The 24,847-nt window shown below is 63.0% G+C and carries 20 protein-coding genes; 8 read left to right on the forward strand and 12 right to left on the reverse strand.

Annotated features, from left to right (window positions below; translation table 11 throughout):
- Window positions 1–78 precede the first annotated feature (78 nt).
- The 3 genes from gabT to PJK54_RS06625 form a co-directional block, all read right to left on the reverse strand.
- Window positions 79–1,365 (reverse strand): 4-aminobutyrate--2-oxoglutarate transaminase, encoded by a 1,287-nt coding sequence (gene gabT, locus PJK54_RS06615; RefSeq protein ID WP_371861075.1) that lies wholly within the window; start codon window positions 1,363–1,365, stop codon window positions 79–81.
- Window positions 1,366–1,476: 111 nt separating this feature from the next.
- Complete coding sequence (locus tag PJK54_RS06620) at window positions 1,477–2,970, reverse strand: NAD-dependent succinate-semialdehyde dehydrogenase (RefSeq protein ID WP_271302525.1); 1,494 nt, start codon at window positions 2,968–2,970, stop codon at window positions 1,477–1,479.
- A gap of 158 nt (window positions 2,971–3,128) precedes the next feature.
- On the reverse strand, window positions 3,129–4,553 hold the full coding sequence (locus PJK54_RS06625; protein WP_077376097.1) for an APC family permease: 1,425 nt from the start codon (window positions 4,551–4,553) through the stop codon (window positions 3,129–3,131).
- A gap of 416 nt (window positions 4,554–4,969) precedes the next feature.
- On the opposite strand from PJK54_RS06625, the gene PJK54_RS06630 reads away from it, so the two are divergent.
- Window positions 4,970–6,436 carry an aminotransferase-like domain-containing protein gene (locus PJK54_RS06630; RefSeq protein WP_271302526.1) on the forward strand — a complete coding sequence of 489 codons (1,467 nt, stop codon included), beginning with the start codon at window positions 4,970–4,972 and terminating at the stop codon, window positions 6,434–6,436.
- 80 nt (window positions 6,437–6,516) lie between these two features.
- On the opposite strand, the gene PJK54_RS06635 is transcribed toward PJK54_RS06630, so the two are convergent.
- The 4 genes from PJK54_RS06635 to PJK54_RS06650 form a co-directional block, all read right to left on the reverse strand.
- Window positions 6,517–7,725, reverse strand: a complete 1,209-nt coding sequence (locus PJK54_RS06635) for a hypothetical protein (protein ID WP_271302527.1) — start codon at window positions 7,723–7,725, stop codon at window positions 6,517–6,519.
- An 89-nt stretch (window positions 7,726–7,814) separates the two neighbouring features.
- The gene (locus PJK54_RS06640; protein ID WP_271302528.1) at window positions 7,815–8,837 is read right to left on the reverse strand and encodes a patatin-like phospholipase family protein; all 1,023 of its coding nucleotides are present in this window, start codon (window positions 8,835–8,837) and stop codon (window positions 7,815–7,817) included.
- A gap of 333 nt (window positions 8,838–9,170) precedes the next feature.
- The gene (locus tag PJK54_RS06645; RefSeq protein WP_271302529.1) at window positions 9,171–10,025 is read right to left on the reverse strand and encodes an SDR family oxidoreductase; all 855 of its coding nucleotides are present in this window, start codon (window positions 10,023–10,025) and stop codon (window positions 9,171–9,173) included.
- A gap of 222 nt (window positions 10,026–10,247) precedes the next feature.
- A complete protein-coding gene (locus PJK54_RS06650) occupies window positions 10,248–10,607 on the reverse strand; it encodes a hypothetical protein (RefSeq protein WP_077376109.1) in 360 nt (119 codons plus the stop codon).
- A 658-nt stretch (window positions 10,608–11,265) separates the two neighbouring features.
- Here PJK54_RS06650 and PJK54_RS06655 point away from each other — a divergent pair.
- Window positions 11,266–12,069, forward strand: coding sequence for a spermidine synthase (locus PJK54_RS06655; protein ID WP_240499723.1), 804 nt, complete (start codon window positions 11,266–11,268; stop codon window positions 12,067–12,069).
- Window positions 12,070–12,248: 179 nt separating this feature from the next.
- Here PJK54_RS06655 and PJK54_RS06660 read toward each other — a convergent pair whose 3' ends face one another.
- Complete coding sequence (locus tag PJK54_RS06660) at window positions 12,249–12,689, reverse strand: hemerythrin domain-containing protein (RefSeq protein WP_077376112.1); 441 nt, start codon at window positions 12,687–12,689, stop codon at window positions 12,249–12,251.
- Window positions 12,690–13,030: 341 nt separating this feature from the next.
- Between PJK54_RS06660 and PJK54_RS06665 the strand changes: the two genes are divergently transcribed.
- The 4 genes from PJK54_RS06665 (at window position 13,031) to PJK54_RS06680 (ending at window position 18,152) form a co-directional block, all read left to right on the forward strand.
- On the forward strand, window positions 13,031–15,481 hold the full coding sequence (locus tag PJK54_RS06665; protein WP_271302530.1) for an FdhF/YdeP family oxidoreductase: 2,451 nt from the start codon (window positions 13,031–13,033) through the stop codon (window positions 15,479–15,481).
- A gap of 561 nt (window positions 15,482–16,042) precedes the next feature.
- Window positions 16,043–17,344, forward strand: coding sequence for a cytosine permease (gene codB / locus PJK54_RS06670; RefSeq protein ID WP_271302531.1), 1,302 nt, complete (start codon window positions 16,043–16,045; stop codon window positions 17,342–17,344).
- A gap of 125 nt (window positions 17,345–17,469) precedes the next feature.
- Window positions 17,470–17,808: a type II toxin-antitoxin system RelE/ParE family toxin gene (locus tag PJK54_RS06675; protein ID WP_279854579.1), complete on the forward strand. Its 339-nt coding sequence runs from the start codon at window positions 17,470–17,472 to the stop codon at window positions 17,806–17,808.
- Between the two features lie 14 nt (window positions 17,809–17,822).
- Complete coding sequence (locus tag PJK54_RS06680) at window positions 17,823–18,152, forward strand: HigA family addiction module antitoxin (protein ID WP_077376121.1); 330 nt, start codon at window positions 17,823–17,825, stop codon at window positions 18,150–18,152.
- A gap of 126 nt (window positions 18,153–18,278) precedes the next feature.
- On the opposite strand, the gene PJK54_RS06685 is transcribed toward PJK54_RS06680, so the two are convergent.
- From PJK54_RS06685 to PJK54_RS06700, 4 genes are all read right to left on the reverse strand, one after another.
- Window positions 18,279–19,259, reverse strand: a complete 981-nt coding sequence (locus tag PJK54_RS06685) for a DMT family transporter (RefSeq protein ID WP_271302532.1) — start codon at window positions 19,257–19,259, stop codon at window positions 18,279–18,281.
- Window positions 19,260–19,473: 214 nt separating this feature from the next.
- The gene (locus tag PJK54_RS06690) at window positions 19,474–20,694 is read right to left on the reverse strand and encodes a DMT family transporter (RefSeq protein WP_271302533.1); all 1,221 of its coding nucleotides are present in this window, start codon (window positions 20,692–20,694) and stop codon (window positions 19,474–19,476) included.
- A gap of 176 nt (window positions 20,695–20,870) precedes the next feature.
- A complete protein-coding gene (locus tag PJK54_RS06695; RefSeq protein ID WP_271302534.1) occupies window positions 20,871–21,602 on the reverse strand; it encodes a helix-turn-helix domain-containing protein in 732 nt (243 codons plus the stop codon).
- A 74-nt stretch (window positions 21,603–21,676) separates the two neighbouring features.
- Window positions 21,677–22,219, reverse strand: coding sequence for a carboxypeptidase regulatory-like domain-containing protein (locus PJK54_RS06700; RefSeq protein WP_271302535.1), 543 nt, complete (start codon window positions 22,217–22,219; stop codon window positions 21,677–21,679).
- A 319-nt stretch (window positions 22,220–22,538) separates the two neighbouring features.
- Between PJK54_RS06700 and PJK54_RS06705 the strand changes: the two genes are divergently transcribed.
- On the forward strand, window positions 22,539–23,123 hold the full coding sequence (locus PJK54_RS06705) for a sugar dehydrogenase complex small subunit (RefSeq protein WP_077376136.1): 585 nt from the start codon (window positions 22,539–22,541) through the stop codon (window positions 23,121–23,123).
- A gap of 109 nt (window positions 23,124–23,232) precedes the next feature.
- Window positions 23,233–24,846 (forward strand): GMC family oxidoreductase, encoded by a 1,614-nt coding sequence (locus PJK54_RS06710; protein WP_077376139.1) that lies wholly within the window; start codon window positions 23,233–23,235, stop codon window positions 24,844–24,846.
- Window position 24,847 lies beyond the last annotated feature (1 nt).

Consider the following 24,847-nt stretch of genomic DNA (forward strand, 5'->3'; position numbering starts at 1 on the left):
CAGCGAGTGGCGCTGGAAACGACAACGGCCACCCGAAGGTGGCCGTTTTGTTACACGTGTGTCGGAAAAGGCAACCGATCAGACGAGGCTTTCCAGCGCCTTCTCGACGATGTCGAGACCTTCTTCCAGCACTTCCGGCTCGACCGTCAACGGCACCAGCACGCGAATGGAGTTGGAGTAGAAACCACAGGACAGCAGGATCAGCCCCAGCTCCTTGGCCTTGGCACATACGGCCGCGGTCGCGGCGGGGTCCGGCTTGCCATCGGCGTCCACCAGCTCGAAGGCCGCCATGGAACCCTGGTTGCGTGAGTGAGCGACATGCGCGAAGCGTTCTTCCCACTGGGCGAAACGCGCGGCGAGTTGCTCGCCCATCTGGGTGCTGCGCTCCAGGATGTTCTCTTCGCGGATGACGTCGATGACGGCCAGGGCCGCGGCGCAGGACAGCGGGTTGCCGCTGTAGGTGCCGCCCAGAGAGCCCGGGCCGGAGGAATCCATCACCTCGGCGGTACCGACGACAGCCGACAGCGGCATGCCGTTGGCCAGACTCTTGGCCATGGTCATGATGTCGGCTTCGACGCCGCTGTGCTCCATCGCGAACAGCTTGCCGGTACGCGCGAAGCCGGACTGCACTTCATCGGCGATCAGCAGGATGCCGTGCTCGTCACACAGCTCACGCAGCGCGGTCAGGAAGCTCGGTGAGGCGATGTAGAAGCCACCTTCGCCCTGCACCGGCTCGATGACGATGGCGGCGGTGCGGTGCGGTGCGATGTCAGTCTTGAACAGGGTGCGGATGGCGTTCAGGGACTGCTCTTCGCTGATGCCGTGAATCGGGTTCGGGTAGGGCGCACGGAAGATGTCACCCGGCATCGGGCCGAAGTCGTTCTTGTACGGCAGCACCTTGCCGGTCATCGCCAGGGTCATCATGGTGCGGCCGTGGAAGGCGCCGTCGAAGGTGATGACACCGCTGCGGCCGGTGGCGGCACGTGCGATCTTGATGGCGTTCTCGACCGCTTCCGCGCCGGAGTTGACCAGCAGGGTCTTGCGTTCCGGGCCACGCACCGGCGTCAGCTCGGCCAGCTTCTGGCTCAGTTGCACGTACGGGGCGTAGGAGATGACGCCCGCGGCGGTGTGCATGACCTTGTCGAGCTGTGCCTTGACTGCGGCGACGACCTTCGGGTGGCGGTGACCCAGGTTGAGCACGCCGATGCCGCCGGCGAAGTCGATCCAGCGGTTGCCGTCTGCATCCCAGATCTCGGCGTTCAGCGCGGTGTCGGCGAATTGCGGCGTGGCGGTGACGGCACCCTTGGCGACGTACTTGTGCTTGAGGACGTCGAGTTGTTCGTTGCTCAGCTGAGAGTGGCTCATGTCAGGTTCCTTTTCTTGTTGCCGGTGGCATGGCGCGGGCCATGTCACCGTTGTCTAGTAAACGTGGTGGGATAACGTTGTGAGACGTCCTCTCAAGGCGTCCTCACAAAATTAGAGTCCGCCGATGCAGACGTACTTCAGCTCGGTGAACTCTTCCAGACCGTGGTGAGACCCTTCACGACCCAGACCGGACTCCTTAATGCCGCCGAAGGGCGCCAGCTCGGTGGAGATCAGGCCCTCATTGACCCCGACCATGCCGTATTCCAGCGCTTCCAGCGTGTGCCAGATGCGGCGGTAATCGTTGGCGTAGAAGTAGGCTGCCAGGCCGAAGGGCGTGTCATTGGCCATTGCGATGGCGTCTTCATCCTTGTGGAAGCGGAACACCGGTGCCAGCGGCCCGAAGGTCTCCTCATCCGCCACCACCATCTCGGTGGTGACATCGGCCAGCACGGTGGGCTCGAAGAAGCTGTGGCCCAGGGCGTGCGGCTTGCCACCGGTGACCAGGCGCGCGCCCTTGCCGATGGCGTCATCGACGTGGCTCTGTACCTTGCTGACGGCAGCGTCATTGATCAGCGGACCGATAGTGTTGCCATCGACCAGCCCATCGCCGACCTGCATGGCGGCTACCCGCGCCGCGAGCTTCTCGACGAAGGCATCGTAGACGCCGTCCTGGACGAGGAAGCGGTTGGTGCATACGCAGGTCTGACCCGCATTGCGGAACTTGGAGGCGATGGCACCGTCGACGGCGGCATCGACATCGGCGTCATCGAAGACGATGAACGGCGCATTGCCGCCCAGCTCCATGGCGGTCTTCTTGACGGTGGAGGCACACTGCGCCATCAGCGTCTTGCCCACTGGGGTGGAGCCGGTGAAGGAGACCTTGCGGATGCGCGGGTCGGTGGTCAGCACCTCGCCGATGGCGATCGGCTTCATGGCGGTGACGACACTGATCAGACCTGCCGGCAGGCCGGCTTCCAGTGCCAGATCCGCCAGTGCCAGTGCGGTCAGCGGGGTGGCTTCGGCCGGCTTGATGACCACGGCACAGCCTGCGGCGATCGCCGGCGCGCACTTGCGGGTGATCATCGCCAGCGGGAAGTTCCACGGCGTGATGGCCGCCACCACACCGATGGGCTCGCGCAGCACCATCAGGCGCTTGTCGGCGCCGTGGGACGGCAGGGTCTCACCGGCCATGCGCTTGGCTTCTTCGGCGAAGAATTCGATGAAGGAGGCGCCATAGGTCACCTCGCCACGCGATTCCGCCAGCGGCTTGCCCTGTTCCAGGGTCATCAGCTGGGCGAGGTCTTCCCGGTGCTCAAGCACCAGGTCGAACCAGCGACGCAAGAGGGCGGAGCGCTCCTTCACCGGCACCTTCTTCCAGGCGTTGCCGGCGGCCTCGGCCGCGGCGACGGCGTCACGGGTGTCATCGGCGCTGACCTCGGCGACACGGGCCAGCTGCTCGCCGGTGGCCGGATTGGTCACGTTGAAGGTGGTGCCGGTCTCGCGGTGCTCGGTACCAATGAGCGCCGGGACGAAGACGTCGCTGCTGGTTTCCGAGTTGACGTAGCGCTTCAGGAAGTCGCTGAGCGGGAGGGCGGAACGGGGCATGTGAAGCTCCTCTGGCGGTCTGGCGTGCAGTGCATTCATTGAGTGGACAGCGCTGGCGAATCGCGCGGACTGTCCTGATATCGGCTCGCGGTAGTCGAGTCCGATGGGGCCGGGCAGGCGGACGGACCTGCCCGGCGGTCACATGACGAGGCCTTTGCTCAGTGAGCGGTGAAGGCCGGTGCCATGATGCGGTCGCTGTATTCACGGCCGAATTGCTTGAGGGCGATGGCGTACATCACCAGGCCCAGTGCCATCCAGGCGCCGAAGATCATCCACTCGGTGCCGGTCAGTGCGGAAGGGCTGCCCGGCAGGTACAGACAGGCCATGCCGAAGGACAGCAGGATGGCCAGCACACCGCACAGCTTGCCGTGACGCACGCGGAACGGACGTGGCATCTCGGGCTCGCGGATGCGCAGGATCAGGAACGAGATCGCGACGAACAGATAGGCGATGACGATACCCAGCCCGCCGGCATCGACGATCCAAACCAGTGCCGGACGACCGAAGAAGGGCGCGATGCAGGACAGCAGGCCGATCAGCAGTACGGCGTTGGTCGGTGTCTTGTGTTTCGGGTGCAGCTTGCCGAGGGCGGCCGGCAGCATGCCGGCATGCGCCAGGGCGTAGATGGCGCGCGAGCCACCGATGTAGAAGGCGTTCCAGCTGGTGATGATGCCGGCGATACCTGCGAGGATCATCAGCTTGCTGGCCCATGGCGTGTTGAACAGCGCCTGCATGGCGTCCGGCACGCTCAGGGAGCTGTCGACGAGCGCGTCGTGATCCAGTGCCAGGCTGGTGGCCAGGATGATCAGCGCATACCACACCACTGCCAGTACCACGGACATCATCAGTACCTTGCCGATGGCGTTGTAGGGCAGATTGATCTCTTCGGCGGCCTGGGGGATGACATCGAAGCCCACGAACAGGAAGGGCACCAGCACCAGTACCGCGATGATGCCGGCCGTCACGCCACCCTCAGACTGGGTGAACAGCGGCGTCATGTTGGCGACGTCCCCCTCGAACAGGGCGCCGGTCACGAACAGTACCCCGGCGATCAGGATCACTCCGGTCACGACCTTCTGCAGCAGCGCCGCGGTGGTGATGCCGACGTAGTTGATGGCCATCATGGCCAGCGAACCACCGACCCCGACGGCGACCCAAGTGGCCTTGACGTCCCAGCCGGCAATGGTCCACATGTGACCGACGGCATAGCCGGGTGCGAGGTTCTCGATGACGGTCGGCAGAGCCACTGCTTCGAAGGACACCACGCTCAGGTAGCCGAGAATGATGGTCCAGGTGCACAGGAAGGACGAGAAATGTCCCATGGCACGGTAGCTGTAGACGTGTTCGCCACCCACCTTGGGCATGGCGGCGGCCAGTTCCGCATAGGTCAGGCCGATCAGCACGACGGCAATGCCGCCGATGATGAAGGCGATGATGGCACCGATGCTGCCGGCGTCCTGAATCATGCCGCCGGTCAGGACGATCCAGCCCCAGCCGACCATGGCACCGAAGGCAAGGGCCAGAACGTCTCCGCGGGCGAGGACTCTGACAAGTTGTTCTGCAGGGGGAGTTGTTTGGGTCATGGGGGATGCGTCCGAGTCGATCTTGGAATTTGTTATATGGCGGTGCCGGACCTGAAGATGTCTTTCGTGCGCGTCTGCTGTCCTCTGCCAAAGGTGCTGGCGGGTAAGCAGGTGCAAAGTCAGTCCTGTTGCTGGCTGAGGCTTGTGGAAAAAATTCGCTCCTGTCGACATCGCAGGAGCGATCCAGCCATCGTGGGCTGTGAGCATCAGTCAGTAGGCAGCGCCTGAGGGACACGCTATCAGCGCCCACTGTTCAGGCGAATAGACCAATTGAGCGTTTGACTGGACCAATCTTGGTGGACTGCGGATAATCAGGGATGAATGGGCGCTGTACCCCGCCAGCCAGGCTGGTTGCTCACGTGATTTATGCAGCGTATGGACGTTACGTGCTACATGAACGATATCGGGAGACCTGCATGGAACTGGCCACGCTTGAGCCATTGATCGAGTGCTATCGCCGCCAGTCGCAGGCCCTGGGCAAGCAGGTGCGGTTGGAGCAGGCATTGCTCGAGATGATTCGTGAGCAATGGCCGGTGGGGGTACGGCTGCCTGCGCATCGCAAGCTGTGCGAGGCGCTGGGTGTGGCACGCAACACTCTGTCATTGGCCATCAAGTCGCTGATCGAGGAAGGGTATCTGCACACCGGGCAGGGTCAGGGCACCTGGACGCGCCGCCCGCATGCCGCGAGACCCGGCAGCGCCTCGCTCGAGGCACCTGCGCCACTGCCGCTCTCCACTCGCGCACGCCGGGTGCTGGGCGGGCAGGGTGCCAGTCTGATCCAGAGTGGCGCCTTCGTGCCGGGCATTCCGGATATCGCGCGCTTTCCGATGCGCAAGTGGCGTCAACTGTATGCCAGCGTCACGGTGCCCCACAACGCGTTGCTGCTGTCGTATTCCAGCGGTGGCTATGGCCCGCTCAAGCGGGAGATTCGGGATTTTCTGCGCCGCTGGCGCAACATCGATTGCGATACCCAGCAGATCATCATCACCGAGGGCACCCACCACGGCATCGAGCTGTGCGCGCTGGCGCTGGCGGACGCCGGCCAGCAGGTGGTGATGGAGTCTCCCTGCTACTGGGGGGCACGCAATGTCTTTCTGGCCGCCGGACTCGAGACCCAGCTGATTCCCTGGCGGCCCGCGGATGACACCGCCGATGCCCCGGGCCACGAGATCGCCCTGCTGGAGCGTCGTCCGGTGCAGATCGCCTATTTCACCGGCTCGCATCACTATCCCTTGAGTGTCCCTACCTCACGGCGTGACAAGCTGGCGCTCTGCGAGGCCTGTCAGCCCGCCTATATCCTCGAGGATGACTACGAGTTCAGTGGCGATGACCATGATCAGCTGCTGTTTGACCCGGACGCCGACAATCGCCTGCTGGTCGGCTCGTTCTCCAAGCTGATGTTTCCTGGCCTGCGGCTGGGCTATCTGGTGGTGCCGCGCGCGCTGGCCGGGCCGATGAATCGGCTGCGCAGCGAGGTGTTTCGCGAGGGGCGCATGCTGGATCAGGCGGTGCTGGCGCAGTTCATCGCCGATGGGGATCTCGATGCCTGGTATCAGCGCATCCAGCGCGATTATCTGGGCCGACAGCAGGTGGTACATGACCAGCTGTGTCAGGTGAAGGGCGTGATCAGCGTTTCGCCGCCCTCGCGCGGCATCAGCCTGTGCGTGCAGTTCGCCCCCGAGATCGATGACAAGCGTGTCGCGCAACTGATGGTCAAGGAGCATCTGATCGTGCGTCCACTGAGCATGGTCTGCAGCAGCGAGGACTCGCGGCGCGGGCTGGTGCTGGGGGTCGGCATGCTGGCGGGCGAGAGTCTGGTCAGTGAGGTGGCCCGGCTCAGACGCACGCTTGAGAGCATATTGACCATGCGCGACATCCGGTAGGGCGGCACTGAGCAGCGCCAGAACTGAAAACGCCTCCGCCCGGCAGGGCGAAGGCGTGGTATCGACACTGAACGCGAGTGCTACTTTGCCTGCTGCATGCGCTCGGTCAGCTTGCGGAATTCCTCACGCATGGCGCTGTTCTCGAAGCTGGTGGCGACCGGTACCTGCAGGCCGGCGAGGGTGTCGAAGGTCTTGACGCCCTGGCGGATCAGGTCGGCGACATGCGCGCTGAGCTTGACGGTGCGATAGGTATTGGTCGCCACCGCAAGCTCACGCTGGCTCTTGGTGAGCGATGTCTTGACGCGGTCGCGCTGCTCGCTCACCAGCGAGCGATACAGGTTGATCGTCTTGAGCGTCAGCGCATTGGCGCGGATGTTGCTCTCCAGACTCTCACGTGAGCCGCCTTGCTTGATCAGCGTACGCGCATCCCGCGTGGTGGCTTCGGCTTCGTCGGCGAAGCCTTGCAGTTGCGGCAATACCTCGTCATCCACGCGGGCGATGAAGTCCTGCTGCATGGTGACGATCATGCGGTGGAGCATGACGACCATGCCGTAGTAGCGACGCGCGTACTCCAGATTCTCGCCACTGTCGCGGGTCAGCTCGGCGAGCTGCTGGGCCACCGACTTGATGCTGGCGAACACGACACTCATGGTCAACACGTCGTCGCCGACCACCGAGGACAGCCACACCTGCACCTGGTCCGGCGTCAGGGTGATGCCGATCTCCTCGAGCCGCGCGGCCAGCTTGCCTTCCAGCGTGGTCAGCTCGCCTTGATAGGCGGTGATGTTCTTCTCATGCGCGGCGATCAGCAGGTCATAATCGCCGCGTGTGCTGGCGGTGAATTCGCGCAGGGTATCGGTGGGCGTGAAGCGCGTCAGCGTCGAGACCTCGGTGTCGGACGCCAGGATACGCTTTTCCTTCAATTCGGATATCTCACGGCGCGATTCGCGAATCTTGTCCTCGACCTGTCGATAGGTGCTGCGCAGGGTCGAGAGTTCCGGCACGTCGAGGGCCTGCATGGCTTTCTCGATCATCTCGTCCATATCGCTGCGCGCGGAGGCCTGATCGCGGCTGATCCAGGCCTCTTCCGGCAAGGTGTCCATCTCATCGAAATAGCCGACCGCCTTCTTCAAGGTGGCGAAGGCTTCCGGCTGGTCGAAGTGCATGTCGTCGGCTGCCAGGGCGATACCCGGCGTCAGGGTGGGCGCGAGGGTCGCCAATGACAGACTGAGCGCTGCCAGGAGGCGGGTGGCGGAGCGGCGAGACACTGGCGAACTACCTTGGGGCATCGGAGACACTCGGGTCGGCATGAGCATGGCAGCGCAGAGTAGCAAAATCGCTGACAGGCGTCTCCGTGTTCGCGTCGCGCCAGGCGTGCTCAGTGTGGCTCATAGGCCTCGGGCTTGCCGGTGGCGGGGTCGATGCGGTCCAGCGACGGGCCACGATAGTGGTCCATGATCAGCGCCACCGCTGCCTCGCCGTACTGCGCGAACCAGAAGTCGCCCATGCCCTTGAGGCGCTGGATATTGGTGACGCTGATGTCGTCCATCGCATCGTCAGGCGCCCTGGGCAATCCCGGTTGCGGGCGCATCTCGGCGTTGACGCGGATGTAGCTGCCCGGCGGCGAGATGGTGATGGCCTGATAGCCGACGACCTTCTCGTCGGAGAGCACGTCGATCAGACTGCCTTCCAGTATCCACTGCACCGCGCCCCAATGCTGGGAATCCGGGCCGTTGATCTTGCGCGTGCGCGTCCCGGTACCGATCGACAGCACGCGCCGGGTGTCATGCGGCCACAGTCGACAGGCCTCGGCGATGGCGCACATGGTCGGGTTGTTGGCGATCACGCCCCCATCGATCAGCCAGGTCTGCTCATTGTCCGTCCCGAGTTTCATGTCGCGGGTCGGGAAGTAGGTGGGCGCGGCGCTCGAGGCATCCGCCACCTGCCAGGCCAGCAGCTTGTGATGCTCGCGCTTGCTGGACTTCAGCACATGCGGGCGGCGTCTCTCGATCCCGTAGGTGACGACGAGGACCTGCTTGCCGTCAGGGACATCCCGGAGCTTGGCCTGGCCGAGATGCTTCTTGAGCATCGCGCTCTTGCCCCGAGCCTCATAGCGCGGCGCATTGATGCCATCGAGTTCGAACCAGCCACGATTGTCGACGAAGATCTTCCTGGCATTGGTGGCGCTGTAGAGCCCGTTGATGTCCTCGAGGCTCATGTCGGTGGTAGCCAGCGCCAGCGCGATCAGGCTGCCGGTAGAGGTGCCTGCGTAGAAATCGACGCAGGCGCGTAGTGTGGTCTGGTGGTCGCGCTTGAGTGTCGCATCGACATGCATCAGAAACCGGGCGGTGGCTGCCCCACGTATGCCGCCACCATCCAGCGAGAGAATCAGCTTGGACATGCAGGCCTCCTGCAGCGCGAGTGACGTTCCTTTCCTGCCCATGGCATTCCCTGGGCTGCTACCAGAATAGAGAGGCCAACGCTTTACAGCCGTGTGAAATGCCTGATACGGACCGACAGGAGGGCCTGATACTGGCAGGGAGAAGAGGTGATTCGAACGCGGCACAAGCGCTGGGACGTGGTACGCATTCCTTGAGCAGACCCCTATGGGAATGTGAAAAAGGCCACCCGGATCGGGTGGCCTTTGGTGTTGCTGCGTGGTGATCGTCTCGTCGCTGGCCGGACAGTGATCACCAGTCGCTGGCGCAGTGAAGCGTTCAGGGACGCATCGTGATCAGGTGTTGAGCACGACGCCACCATTGAGGTGGATCGTCTGTCCCGACATGTAGCTTGAATCGTCGCTGGCCAGATAGACGTAGGCCGGGCCCATCTCGCTGGGTTGCCCGGGACGCTCCATCGGCACCTGCTTGCCGAATTCGGCGACCTTGTCATCCTCGAAGCTGGCGGGGATCAACGGGGTCCAGACCGGGCCGGGGGCCACGGCATTGACGCGGATGCCGCGGTCCATCAGCGTGCCGGACAGCGAGCGTACCAGCCCCTGGATGGCCCCCTTGGTGGCGCTGTAATCGATCAGGCTGTCATTGCCCTTGAAGGCGTTGACCGAGGAGGTGGCGATGATGGAGTCGCCCTTGGAAAGATGCGGGACGGCGGCCTTGATCAGATAGAAGTGACTGAAGAGATTGGTCTTGAAGGTGCGTTCGAGCTGCTCGTCATCTATCTCGGTCACGTCATTCCAGTCGTACTGCTCGGCGGCGTTGTTCACCAGGATGTTGAGCTTGCCGAATTCCTCCAGCGTGCCTTCTATCACCTTGCGGCAGAAGGCCGGGTCACCGATGTCACCGGCGATGCGGCTGGCCTTCTGACCTTCGGCCTCGATCAGTCGGATGGTTTCCTCGGCGTCCTCTTCCTCGCTGCCGACGTGGGTGATCATGCAGTCGGCTCCTTCGCGCGCGAAGTGGACGGCGGCGGCGCGCCCGATGCCGCTGTCGCCTCCGGTGATGACGGCGACCTTGCCCTTGAGCTTTCCGCTGCCCTGATAGCCTTCCCGGATATATTCGGGGCGAGGCTGCATGCGATGTTCATCACCCGGTTGATGATCCTGATGCTGCGGGGGTTGTAGTTGACTCATGCTGTCACTCCTTGTCCGTGAATCATGATGACGACGCAATCGCCTTCAGACGCGAACGCCTACCTGAATGACATGTGGATCTTCGTGCGGATTCAAACCCCTACATTCAAAAAACTTGATGTTCATGTGGGGCCGGGTCATGCCACCAATGAAAACGCCCGTTGCTCAGGGGAAAGCATCGGGCGGGGGTGACATCTTCGGCTCAGGCCAGGTGTCAACGGCTCAGGAAACGACGCCCTGTGGCTTATCGTGTACAGTCGCCGGGGTGGGGGCCCCCTGCGGCGAGACGGAGGCCACGGCGGGGGCAAGCGCCTGCTCCCGTTGCAGGGGTGAGGCCTGGACATTGAGCTCTGGCAGGTTCTCGGGGTCATGCCCCGGACCGGCTTCCAGCGTGGGCAGCGCCTCTCGGATGATGCAGGCACACAGGCGGCGGTGTGCCTGCAGCATCAGGCCCTCACGCTCCAGGTATTGCATCAGTCGCGTGGCTGACACCAGCGCGACGATGGGATGCAGACCGCGAAAGCGTTCCTCTACCTTTTCGGCACTGATGGTCGCCAGTTGCTCTGGATTGGTGTGTGGCATCGGTGGTTCCCCTAGATGGCACTCGGTGTCCCGAGTGCAGATGATGCGTGTCATTCGCTGGTCATGACGACGTCTGCCGCCACGTGAGAGTGTCTTTCTGTCAGGCGTCGCTGTTATAGGTGTCGTTGTTTGCGTGCGTGAATCGTCGTGCGAAATCACCATCTCGCCTGTCCCGCAGACCGCCTTTCCCCATAGTGTGTCGCCTCAAGGCGGGGTCAGGCAATGACCCGAGAGACGTGCTTGGCGGGCACGATCTCCCGAGCAGGCCGTGGTCTGGCTGGCGCTCAAGCCAGAGAGCATCGCTGCCGCGTGTCTGGCACCTTCGCGCCAGCGTTTTGCATTATGCAACTTCCATTGATTAACGATTGTGGATTTTCGTAACCACCTAGCCAGTATTAGAGATACCACGAGAATGTGCCAGTTCTGTTGCAGGGGCTCTGTTGTCTCTCAACCGTTGCCACTGCTGTTGCCCTTTCTGGCAGGTATCCCTGTGGAGTGACTGGCTCATTATCGCCATGACGCGCATGGCTGGTAGGATAACGCTCCTCTGGATCATGCAGATGCCTGCCAGCGGGATATTGCGTCAATGCGCGTCGCCCCGGCTGGAGTTGCCTGCAGGTATCGATTGTCGCGTGATCTCTTCTAGCCTGGATATGCCATGAAACGTTTTGTGCTGCTCGATACCGCCCCGATCCCCGGTACCACGGATTCGCTCTGTCTGTTCGAGTATGGCGAGGACTTCGTCATCAAGATCGAGAGCGGCAAGGGGGGGCAGCTGATGAATACCCGCATGCATGGCTCGGAAGACGCGCTGGCAGAGATTCCTGCTGGCCTGCTGAAGAGTCGCGGAACGCCGTCGGCGCCGCAGCGTGTCCTGATCGGCGGTCTGGGCATGGGCTTCACGCTGGCCTCGGCGCTTGCGCACTTCAAGGCAGATGCCGAGGTGGTGGTCGCCGAGCTGGTGCCGGGCGTGATCACCTGGAATGACGGCCCGCTGGGGGCCAAGGCGGGGTATCCGATCCGCAATCCGCGCACGACCGTCGAGAATCGCGATGTGGCCGAGGTGCTGCGCGAAGCACCTGGCGGTTTCGATGCCATCATGCTGGATGTGGACAATGGCCCGGAGGGGCTGACCGCTGACGACAATGATTGGCTCTACAGCGCGGAAGGGCTGGCGGTATGCGCCAGGGCACTGCGACCTGCCGGCATTCTGGCAGTGTGGTCGGCCACGGCCGATGCGCGTTTCTCGCAGCGTTTGTCGCGGGCCGGTTTCAAGGCCGAGGCACGTCAGGTGTATGCCCATGGCACGTCCGGAGCCAGGCATACGATCTGGATCGCACGTCATGTCGGGCGTTCCGCGACCTCCGAGTCCGGGCCAGGGGCGGGCAAGGGAGAGAAGAAGGGCAAGCGTGCTGGCGGCTCATTCAAGGGGGCCGGGGCGAAAGGCAGCCGCCGCCGGTAATGTCGTGCGGCCGGGGCGTCAGCCTCTTTCGCCAACTTCTCGACCGCCATCAACGACAACGGGCTGGCCACGTCATGTGGCCAGCCCGTGTCATCTCCTGCCTGGCTATTGTCGAGCGTCAGGCGCCAGGCGTCAGGCGTCAGGCGTCAGGCGTCAGGCGTCAGGCATCAGGCGACATATCAGGCCGCTTCGCGTGCCTTCATGTCCTTCAGGTACTCATCGGCGAGTCGCTGCTTGGTGGCGTCGTCGAAGACGCGACCGGCCAGCTGGAAGACTTCCTGCTCTTCCTCGTCCAGATGGTGAGTCACCAGATGCTCGAGCTGCTTGGCGGCGGCCAGCCAGCCGGGTGAGCTGTAGTCCGTCGTCTCAAGTTTCTCGACCAGCTCATCGATTTCATGGTGCTCGGCCACGCTGTGACGCGCCTTTTCCTGCGTCATGTCGTGTTCCATCATCGGGATGTAGAGCGCGCGCTCCTCAGCTCCCGCATGGTTGGTGAGCGATTCCTTGAGGCGCTTGAACAGGTCATCGCGCGGTTCGCTGTCACCTTCGGTCTTGAGCAGCATGTCCAGCAGGCGGCGTTGTTCGTCGTGGGTCTCGCGCAGGGCTTCAAAGATGGTCATGTTCGGGCTCCTCATCAGCGTCAGCTTGTCGAGTGGCTGGGCGAGACGCGTGGCCTGTCTCTCTTCTTGCCGGACTCTGAGCTTCTCCCTTCAAGCTTTTGGAGTTCCAGCATTCCAGAGGATGGCTCACGTCTGTCAGGGGCTCGCCGTATCAGCGCATTTTCTCGAGCTCATTGTGTCAGGTATGTACAACTCTGGTGGCGGATCGAAAGAACTTCAAGGGCGCAACGCCGGCTGCCCTTGAAAATCCCCCGCGCGAGAGCAAGAGATGAGGTATCGCTCATATCTTGCCTGCTACTTTCTCTTTCTTGATCGAGCACGCACCGCGCAGGAGTTCTGACATGTCACACGACGCGCCTACGTCCCGGCCCGCCTCTTCCAGCACCTTCGGCCACAAGGGGTCCCATGCGCCTGACCTTTCCCGCGAGCTTTCCGGCAGCCAGCTTGATCGTCCGCCGGGCGGCGGCTGGCCATCGCTCAAGGCAGTGGAGACGTTCCTCTGGCAGGAGCACCTGCCGATCGCCGGGCATGTCAGCCTGATGAAGATGAACAAGCCGGATGGCTTCATCTGTCCGAGCTGCGCTTGGCCGAATGGTGACAAGCCCAAGGGGGCCAATTTCTGCGAGAACGGTGCCAAGGCGCTGGCGTGGGAGGCGACGCGTGAACGCGTCAGCGATGAACTCTTCGCTCAGAACACCGTGAGCCAGCTTCGCGAGTGGTCGGATCATCATCTGGAGAAGGAAGGGCGCCTGACGCACCCGCTGCGCTACAACGCCGAGCAGGACCGTTACGAGGTGACCAGCTGGGAGGCGGCCTACGCCGAGATCGGTGAGCGTCTCAAGCAGTATGAGGACCCGAACCAGGTCGAGTTCTATACCTCGGGGCGCACCTCCAACGAGGCGGCCTTCCTGTTCTCGCTGTTCGGGCGCATGTACGGCACCAACAACTTCCCCGACTGCTCGAACATGTGTCACGAGACCACCTCGCGGGCGCTGCCGGAGTCCATCGGCATCGGCAAGGCCACGGTGAATCTCGAGGACTTCAAGCAGGCCGATGCCATCTTCATCTTCGGTCAGAACAGCGGCACCAACAGTCCCCGCATGCTGGGCGATCTCCACGAGGCGCGTGGCCGTGGTGCCGAGGTGGTGAGCTTCAATCCTCTGCGCGAGCGGGCGCTGGTGAGCTTTGCCGACCCGCAATCGCCCAGGGACATGCTGAGCGGCAAGGGCGTCGAGATCAGCACCCAGTACCATCAACTGCGCATCGGCGGTGACCTCGCTGCCGTGCAGGCGATGTGCAAGTACGTGATCGAGGCCGACGATGCACTGCGTGAGCGCAATCCGCATGCGGTGGGGCTGCTGGATCATGACTTCATCGCCCAGCACACCCACGGCTTCGAGGCCTTCGCCGATCACTGCCGCAAGCTTGACTGGCAGGATCTGGTCGAGATGTCCGGCCTGTCACGGGAGTCACTGGAGCAGGCGGCGCAGACCTATCTTGAGGCCGAGCGCGTGATCTGTTGCTGGGGCATGGGCATCACTCAGCATGCGCGGGGTGGCGATACCATCCAGCAGATCGTCAATCTGCTGTTGTTGCGCGGCAATATCGGCAAGCCGGGCGCCGGGCCTTGTCCGGTGCGCGGCCACTCCAACGTGCAGGGGGATCGTACCGTCGGTATCGAGAACCTCCCCAACGGCGCGATGCTGGATGCCTTCGATCGCGTCTTCGACATCCAGTGCCCACGGGACAATGGCCATGATGTCGCCGAATGCTGCGAGGCGATTCTGCGCGGCGAGACACGGGCCTTCATCGGCATGGGCGGCAACTTCTTCCGCGCGATTCCGGACCAGAAGCGCATCGTGGAGAAGGTGCACGAGCTGGACATGACGGTGCATATCGCCACCAAGCTCAATCGCAGCCATCTGCACCCCGGCAAGCACGGCTGGGTATTGCCGACGCTGGGTCACAGCGAGCGCGACCTGCAGGCCGGCGCCGATGGCAAGGGCGCGGAGCAGACCACCAGTGTCGAGGACGGCATGTGCAACGTCTCGCCCTCGCGCGGCGTGATGGCGCCGGCGGATGCCAGCCTGCACTCCGAGATCGCCATCACCTGTCAGCTGGCCAAGGCCACTCTGCCGGCGCATCCCACCCTGGACTGGGACTGGTTGCAGGCGGATTACGCGCGCATTCGCGACCGTATCGAACAGGTCTTCCCGCAGATCTTCCCGGATTACAATGCCCGCCTGGCGCAGGGTGGCTTCCACATCCGCATCGCCCCGCGTGAGCGCATCTGGCACACCGACTCCGGGCGCGCCAACTTCCTGTTCCCCGAGGGACTTGGCACCGATGAGCAGGGCCTCGACAAGGTCACCCACGAGACGCTGGACATGGACAGTACCTTCCTGCTCAGCACCATGCGGGGCCATGATCAGTTCAACACCACCGTCTATTCCAATGATGACCGCTATCGGGACGTCTACGGGACGCGCATGGTGGTGATGATCAGCCCGCAGGATCTCGAAACGCTCGGCCTGTCCGAGGGCCAGCGCGTGCGTATGGAAACCGTGAGTGAGGATGGTGTCGAGCGCAGCATGGCCGGTTTCAAGCTCAAGGCCTACGATATCCCGAGCGGCTGTCTGGCAGCGTATTACCCGGAAACCAATGACCTGATTCCGCTGGATCACCGTGATGCGCGCAGCAATACGCCGGCCTCGAAATCGGTGCCTGTCAGATTGCGTCTGATGGACAGCGAAGAGGTCAATGCCAGTGAAGGAGTGCTGGCAAGCGCTTGAGGACGCCTCTGACCGGGAATGTCTGAAAAAATTTGCATCCTGCACTTGGCGTCAGGTTATGGCGTGGAGGAAGGACGATGCGATCAACGCCACGCGCTGCACTGAAAGAGTGCGCCGCGTGGCGTTTTTGTGGATCACTGCCATATTGAGGGCATCTTACGGGGATCTTGCGCCATCACCGGCCAAGTGACGCAAGCGATACGGCATAGAGGGCATTGCTGCGCCAATGACTGCCTCACACCCCCTCCAGCGCGAGATCCTGACGCCAAGGACAAGTTATGGCGCCGGGCAGTCCGCGGACAGGTACGCGGGCATCTCAAGGACTGGCGCGTTTCTTGCGTGGTGGTAGGGTGGCGACCGCCAGTCCCGCTCATCCGCACTTCGCCAGCGGTTGGCAGGCTCTCATCGACCGACGCGCTGCCCGTCGAGCGCAGCGTTCCATGAGAGCGATCTGCCAGGTGGCGAGAGAGCATGGCACCTTACTCCGGCTGACACGGCCTCACACGAAGAGACTCGGCGCGATGCGCGATGCGCGATGCACGAGTCCGAGGGATACCCCGCATGGCAGATGACCGCTCATCAACTTCACAGACCTCACCGCTGGCTTCGGCCGCAGGCAATGACTATCCCTTGAGCGAAGTCCCCGCTTCGGCACGACGTGGGCTGCTCTCCACTTCAATGGTGCTGCTCGGCTTCACCTTCTTCACCGCCACCATGTGGGCCGGTGGGTCACTGGGCGCGGCCTTCGCGCTCAATGAGCTGATGTGGATCATCGTGATCGGCAATCTGCTGCTGGGGAGCTATGCGGCGGCGCTGGCCTACATCGCCTGCAAGAGCGGCCTCAACTCGGTGTTGATGGGGCGCCTGTGCTTTGGCGAGAAGGGCAGCCGTCTGTCGGACTTCGTGCTCGGCTTCACCCAGATCGGCTGGTACGCCTGGGGCACCGCGACCATCGCCATCGTGCTGGTCAAGACACTCGGCTTGCCGGAATGGCTGACCACGCCGCTGATGGTCATCTTCGGTTTCGCCTTCTGCCTGACGGCGATGATCGGCTATCGCGGCCTGGACATGCTCTCGCGCGTTGCCGTGCCGGCCATGCTGCTGTTCATCCTGTTCAGTCTCTATACCGGCATGGTCGATGTCGGTGGCATGGCGGGACTCGCGGCACTGACGCCCACGGATTCCATGAGCTGGACAGCCGCCATCACGGCGGTGATCGGTACCTTCATCAGTGGCGGCACCCAGGCGACCAACTGGAGTCGCTTCGCACGCTCGCCGAAGATCGCCGTGATCGCCACGCTGGCGGCCTTCTTCGTCGGCAATGGTCTGATGGTGCTGACCGGTGCGCTCGGCGCGATGATCTATCAGCAGGCCGATATCGTCGATGTGATGATTGCCCAGGGGCTGGTCAGCCTAGCGGTGTTGATGCTGTTTCTCAATATCTGGACCACCCAGGACAACACCATCTACAACTTCGCCATCGCCGGCTGCAACCTGCTGCGCACGCCGCATCGTCAGCGCGTCACCCTGGGCGGCGCGGCCATCGGCACGGTGCTGGCGGTACTCGGCATGTATGAGTGGCTGATCCCGTTCCTGATTCTGCTCGGCACCTTCATTCCGCCGATCGGCGGCGTGATCATGGCCAACTTCTGGCTCGGCCACAGAGGCCAGTATCCGCGTCTCGCCGAGATGCCCAAGGTGGATTACCACTGGCCGGGCCTCGCCGCCTACGCCATCGCCTGCTTGTGTGCCTGGAGCTCCCCCTTCATGCCGCCGGTCGTGGGTGTCGTGGTCGCCTTCGTCGTCTACGGCGGGCTGATCAAGCTTGCCAAGGTCGAACTGGCCGACAAGACGGCGGCATGAGTGACTGATCGCCTGATGTGAAGGGCAGAGGAATACGACACGCCCAACGAGTCCTGGACTCGTTGGGCGTTTTTCATGGGGGAGAGAAACGTCAGGGTAGAGCCACCTCAGGGGAGAGTCACTTGATGCACAACATGGTTGTGCATAGAATGGTGGAAAAAGGTGCTGCCATGGCGGTGGAATTCAGGGATGTGTGGCTCGAGAGCTTCTACGAGCAAGATGTTGGCCACCGCAAGATACCTGCGGCGCTCTCAAGTTCGCTTTATCGCAAGTTGCAGATTCTCGATGCCGCAAGCCAGGAGTCTGATTTGAGGATTCCGCCAGGCAATCGTTTCGAGCATCTCCAGGGCAATCTCGCAGGTTATTGCTCGATTCGCGTCAACAAGCAGTATCGACTCATCTTTCGATGGGAGGCAGGGATTGCCCATCAAACATATCTAGACCCGCATGCTGACAAGGGCTAGAGGAGGTAGCAGTGATGAGAAACACCCAGCGGCGCCCACTGACGGTAGGCGAGATGTTGACGGCAGAGTTTCTGGAGCCGATGGAGATCGACATCCGTACACTGGCCGAGGCGATGGGAGTGCACAGAAATACCCTGAGCCGTATCGTTCATGACAAGGGGACCTTGACGGCCCCGATGGCGATCAAGCTGGCGGCTGCGCTAGGCAATACGCCGGAGTTCTGGCTCAACATCCAGCATGCTGTGGAGCTTTGGGATGTGCGCCATCGTGCCTACGCGCAGGATGCCAAGGGCGTACGCCGCATAACGCCGCAAGTTGATGCCGCCGAGCTTGCCTCGCATTGACGTCGCACGCTCTTCACGGCGAGTGATCGAGACGGCGTTAGGCCGAGAGTTCATGCCCAGTAACACAGAAAGCCCCAGCCTGATCCTCAGGCTGGGGCTTTCTGTTGTTCAGGCTCCAGGCATTCTTCAGATCGTTTTCGGCCTCACCTGAATCACCAGGCAGACGGCAATCAGTACCATGCCGAGCCAGCCGAGCGGGGCGATATGTTCTCCGACGATGGTGACGGCGAGCAGCGCAGCGACCAGCGGCTCGAACAGCGTGAGCAGGGTGGCCTTGCTGGCGGCGATGGTCTTGAGGCCATAGCCGAAGGCGAGATAGCCGAGGAACATCGGTACCAGTGCCATGTAGAGTGCTACGCCTGCGTTGCCGGCAGTGGCGAACAGGCGCGGGTCTGCCACCAGCATGCTGAGGCCCAGGCCTGCGATCAACGCGATGCCGGCGACGCCGAACAGGCTGCCCATGGCCGCGCGAGCGTGGATACCACCTTCCATCATGTGCCGTGCGATCAGCGAGTAGGCGGCGTAGGTCACCCCGGCGATGATGCCCAGCGCGATACCCGCCAGGCGCGCCAGTTCATCAGTGAAGGCAAGGCGACCGTCAGCACTCTGCCCCGTGGCGAGGGGCGTCGTCATGCCCTGATAGCCCGTTTCGCCCAATGCCATCATCACCACCCCGGCGATGCCCAGTGCGAGGCTGAGATACCAGCTCGGCGTGAGTCGATGGTGACCGAACAGGCGCTCCAGTATCGCGGCCGCCAGGGGCGCCGTGGCGATGGTGATCACCGTGCCGATGGCGACGCCCGCGAGATGCATCGAGGTATAGAAGGCCAGCGGGTAGATGACGACACATACGGCGCCGAGCAATACCCGGCACTTCTGCGCCATCAAAAGGCCCAGGCAGCCCAAGATATTGGGCCGTGCGATCACTGCCTGAAGCAGCCCACCAACGCCCATGGCGAAGGCACCGGTCGCCAGCGGACTGACGTCCTGATTGAAGTGGGCCGCCGTGCCGGTGGTGCCCCACAGCAGCGCCGCAAACAGCACCGCCAGGCTGCCCAGCACTCCCGACTTCGAGGGTTGGGTGGTCAGAGGAGAGATCGTTGTCATCCAGGCATTCCTTTGGCGTGAGAGGTGCGCTCTTTCTCGTCGGCTCGCCATGCATGCCGCGAGCACGCAGAGTGTGCTGAAACCACTTTCTGTCATGATCACGACAACGCGGGGAGTCACTGCGGTCTGCGCCCCGTCGTCAGCTCAGCGCAACCGGCTCAGTGAGGCCAGTTCAGTGAGATCCGTTTAGTGAGATCCGTTCAGTGAGATCCGTTCAACGTGGTGTCCTGTCGCCGGACTCCACTGCCGCATGGGACCAGCCGTGCTGGCTCTCTGCGGGGTAGTCGAGCATTGCGACGCTTTCGCAGACGGACTCCTGCCCGCTATCGCTGCCAGTCCAGAGCCCCGTCGCCAGGTCAGTCTCCAGATCAGACGCCCGCTCTGCCTCAAGGTCAGGGCGTCGTGATGCGTGGGAGGCCCTTGCCCATGCGGTGGGCGCTGGCTGCGGACTGGCCGTCGGGGGCCTGGGGGCACGGGAGCGAAGCTGCAGCATCAGGCAGGTCATGATCAACAGCATGCCGATCGCCCCCATCATGGTGAACTGCTCGCCGACCACCACGACCGCCAGAACGCCTGCCACCAGCGGCTCGAACATGGTCAGCATGGTGACGCGACTGATGGGCACGCTGGCCAGCCCACGCCCGAAGACCAGACTGGCCAGCAGCATGGGAATCAGCGCCATGTAGATGGCGACACTGGCATTCACCGGCGTGGCGAACAGGCGCGGGTCGTGGATGAGGCTGGCGCCTCCGAGGCCGAGCAGCAGCAGCACACCGGCGGTGCCGAACAGGCAGCCCATCGCCGCACGCCCGTGGGTGCCTTGCAACATCATGCGTCTGGCGAGCAGCGAATAGGTGGCGTAGCTTGCGCCGGCCACGATCCCCAGGGCGATGCCGATGAGCTTGCGCTCATCCATGAGCATCGCCGCCTCGCCATACGTTTCCAGCAGTGGCGTGGCTTCAGGCAACGCGGTCTCGCCGATGGCCATCAGCGCGACGCCGATCATTCCCAGCGTCAGTGCGGCATACCAGCTGGCAGTGACCTTCTTGCGGTCCAGCAGATATTCCAGTGCGGCGGCCGCCAAGGGGGCCGTGGCGATGGTGATGACGGTGCCCATCGCGACACCGGTGTATTCCATGGCCGAGTAGAAGGCCAGGGGATAGCAGATGATGAACAGAGCGCCCCAGGCCACCAGGTGTTTCTGTGCGAGCAGCTTGTGTGCCTCGGCGCGAAGATGGCGGCGTGACAGGATGGCCTGGAGTACGCCGCCCACCCCCATGGCGAAGGCGCCAGTGGCCAGCGGGCTCACACCCTGATTGAAGTGGGCGGCCGTGCCGGTGGTTCCCCACAGGCAGGCAGCCAGCAGTACGCACAGGTTGCCGGTCTGACGTTGGAGCAGCGGGGAGAGCGAAGCGTTCGCGAAGCGGTGTTGCATGGTTGATGGCTCGCAATGAAAGGTGATTCGGTGACCACGAGATTACGCTTCATTGCGAATCGATATTGTGCTGAAACTACGCTTCGTTCTGCTGGAGACAGCCAAGTGAGCCAGCAGGCGTCTGAAACGCCGTGACAAGGGCGGGAGAGGTGCTGAAGAAGGTCAGGGGAAGACGCTCAACTGGAGATGGTCAGGCTGGAGTACTGGCGAGTCATCTCGCGCGGCGTCATGCCGAAATGGTGAGAGAAGCGTCGCGTGAAGGCCGACAGGTTCTGATAGCCCACTGCCTCGGCGACCTGCTGGACACTGAGGTCGGAATGGATCAACTGCGCACGGGCGCGCTCCATGCGCCGCGCTGTCAGGTACTGCTTGACGCTGACGCCCAGGTTGTCACGAAAGATCTTGTGGAACTGGGTAGGACTCAGATGCGCCAGGGCCGCCAGTGATGCCACGTCATGCGGCTGATCCAGCTGCTCGTTCATGACATCCAGCACTCTGAGCAGACGCCGATCGACACGCTTGTCGCAGGTCTGCCGCTCCAGCAGGCCCAGAAACAGCTCGATGGCCAGACGGTCGATCCGCGCATCGACCTTGCCCTGCAGCTGGGCTTCGAGAAACAGCAGATAGTTCATCAGCAGGGTGCTGATGGAGAACACCACGCGCCGAGTGGCGGCGAGATTGTCGGGCAGGTAATCCAGGTCCGCGACGATGAAGCGTGCCGCGTCATGGGCCTGGAACTGATGGGTCTCGCCCGAGCGGATGATCACGCATTCGCCGGTGACCACGGTACCGGTGTAGCCGCCGACCTGGATGTCGAGATGGCCCCGGATCGGCAGCACCAGCTGCGGATATTCGTGATCATGCACATCGGCGCGTGGCGTGTAGGAACGTAACGAGAGTGCCGTCATGGTGTCGTGGTCATTCGTCGATCATCCCTCAGGGTGGCAGGCCCGGGGCTCGCGGGAGTCTGGGCTCAGCACGCTCAGCGGCTCAGTTCGATATTGCGTGTCTGACCACGCCCGACCTGCACCTGGCTCAGGATGAGCGGGCTGCGGGTGCCATCGGGCAGTTTGATGACGCCGGCGACATAGAAGGTGCCGGCGGGCAGGCCGGTGGCATTGAAGTAGCCATTGCTGTCGGTGCGCACGATATGGGTATAGGCCTGGGCACGCGGGTCGGCGCGCTCTGCCGTCTTGCCGGCCAGTGCCAGTTCCGCGGCTTCCGCGGAGTAGGTGGTGACGGGGGCAATGGAGATGCCGGCCCGGTTGGCATGGATCGTCTGACCCTGCCAGTCATAGGACATGCGGCCCTTGATGACCGAGGTTCCCGTCTTGTCGAGCTTGGCGTACTCCGCCTCCGGAAAGGCCACTGTCCGCTTGACGCGCTGATCGCCGTCCTCGGAGGCAGTGGTGCTGCCGAAGTCCGGAAGGGAAATGCTGTCGGCGATACGGGACGCGCTCTCGCAACCTGCCAGCAGAGTGGTGGTGAGAATCAACGCGAGAGGGGTACGCAGGGTGCGAAGCATGATGGCCATCCTTGGAATGACGAAGGGATCAAGCCCACATCCTACTGTGCCGCGAGATGACTGAAAACGTCAGCCGCCGCGAAAGACGTAAGCCACGCTCCCGGGGCGAGGGATGGGGCCTGCCGCGTTCGCTCGGGTTGCATCGAGCGCGATGACAGGGTTGCGCAAGTGCGAACGCACGATTCATTAGTCTTTCGTCTATGAGGGGGTGCCAATTGTTACCATTCACCCAATGTTAATGTTTCCCGCTTGACCTGCTGCTGGCCTGCCAGCGTGCTCGAGTGTGCGTATCTGTTCCCATGATTGCCCGGAGAGCCCCATGACGACTTCGCCTGAGACCGATGCCTTGCCTGATTCGACTCATGACATCGCACGCGTCGATGCTTCCCGGCGTCGCCTGCTCAAGCGTGGTCTGCTCGGGGTCGGTGCCGCGACACTGACCAGCCTGCCATTGTCGGCGCTGGCGCAAACGGTCACCAGCAGTGCCCGGGAGACGGATGAGGATGGCGCCTTTGCCGCCTTCATGTCCCTCTCGGCATGGCTCTTGAGTGACAGAGTCCTCAATGAGCGTCTCGGGCAGCGGTTCTTCGAGGCGCTGGCGCGCACGCCCGTCGATGGCGTGCCGGGCCTTGGCACGCTGGTGGATCTTAGAGATCGTCTCCTGGCCCTGGGGGAGCAGCGTGAATATCTGCGCGAGGATGACGTGAGCGAAGCCGAGATGGCACTGGTGCGCCGCGTGCTGCAGGCCTGGATGTTGGGGACGGTGGGGCAATCTGCCACCGACCCGCAGGCCGAGGTGATCGCCTTTGAACATGCCGGCATGTATGCAGGCCCCCGCGATGTCCAGGTCGTGCGGACCTATTGCCCGAATCGTCCCGGTTTCTGGGCCGAGCGTCCTGCCTGAACCCACTCGTTCATCTGCCAGCATCGCCATGAGAGCGGGCGGCAACGAATGCCCTGACGACATCGCAGTCCCGCTGCGGTGACGCAAAGCACCTTGAGGAGAACCCCGCATGGCTGAGGAAGCTCGTACGTATGACGCTGACGTGATCGTGGTGGGCTCCGGCGTTGCCGGTGCCCTGATCGCGCATCGTCTGGCCGAAGCCGGCAAGGCGGTCATCATGCTGGAAGCCGGCCCGCGCCTGGAGCGCTGGCAGATCGTGGAGCGCTTTCGCAATCAGGCCGACAAGATGGACTTCATGGGGCCGTATCCCGCCAGCAAGGCGGCACCGCATCCCATGCTGCATGGCGACAATGCCGACTATCTCGTCCAGAAGGGTGAGCAGCCCTATGACGCGCAGTATATCCGCGCCGTCGGCGGTACCACCTGGCATTGGGCGGCCTCGGCCTGGCGCTTCCTGCCCAGCGATTTCCGTCTCAAGAGCGAATATGGAGTAGGTCTCGACTGGCCGATCGCCTATGAGGACCTGGAAGACTATTACTTCCGGGCCGAGGTGGCGCTGGGTGTCTGGGGGCCGAATGATGTCGATCTCGGCAGCCCGCGCAGCGCCGAGTATCCGATGGCGCCTCTGCCGCTGTCGTGGAACGAACGGCGGGTCAGCGAGCGCATCAATCCCCACGGTTTTGACATGGTCACCGAGCCGGTGGCGCGCAACAGCCGCCCCTACGATGACCGCCCGACCTGCTGCGGCAACAACAACTGCATGCCGATCTGCCCGATCGGGGCGATGTACTCCGGCATCATTCACGTCGAGAAGGCGGAGCGCGCCGGTGCCCGACTGATCGACAATGCCATCGTCCATCATCTGGAAAGCGATGCCAGCGGCAAGATTCGCGAGGTGCGCTATCTCGACCCGCAAGGCAAGCAGCATCGACTGAGCGCACCCAAGGTGGTGCTGGCGGCCAATGGCATCGAGACGCCCAAGCTGATGCAGATGTCGGTGAATGCGCATACCCCCGACGGTGTGGGCAACCAGAACGACATGGTCGGCCGGCATCTGATGGATCACCCGGGTACCGGTGTGAGCTTTCTGGCCGATGAGGCACTGTGGGCCGGCCGTGGCCCCCAGGAGATGACGTCCATCATCACCTGGCGTGACGGGGATTTCCGCCGTGAATTCGCCTCCAAGAAGCTGCACCTTTCCAACATCGCCCGGACTCAGCAGATGACCACCGAGGTGCTGGCGGAAACGCCCCTGAGGCTGGGCGCGGACCTGCAGGCGCAGATCGACAATCGTGCCAGCCGTTATGTGCAGTTCGACAGCTTCCATGAGCTGCTGCCCGAGCCAGCCAATCGCATCACGCCGTCAAAAAAACGTGACGCACTTGGTCTGCCGCGCCCGGAATTCCGTTATGCTATCGATGATTACGTCAAGCGCAGCGCCGTGCATACGCGGGAGCAATATGCACGCATCGCCAAGCTGATGGGAGGCACGGACATCGCGTTCCGTGATGAGTTCTCCAACAACCAGCATATCTGCGGTACGACCCTGATGGGAGATGACCCGACGCAATCCGTGGTGGACCGCGATTGCCGAGTGCATGGCCACGACAATCTGTTCGTCGCCAGCTCCGGCAGCATGCCGACAGTCGGCTCGGTCAACTGCACTCTGACGATTGCCGCCTTGTCTCTTCGTATTGCCGATCTGCTCGAACAGGAAATATAAG

Origin of the sequence: Cobetia sp. MMG027, assembly GCF_027947415.1 — a bacterium.
GTDB lineage: Bacteria > Pseudomonadota > Gammaproteobacteria > Pseudomonadales > Halomonadaceae > Cobetia > Cobetia marina.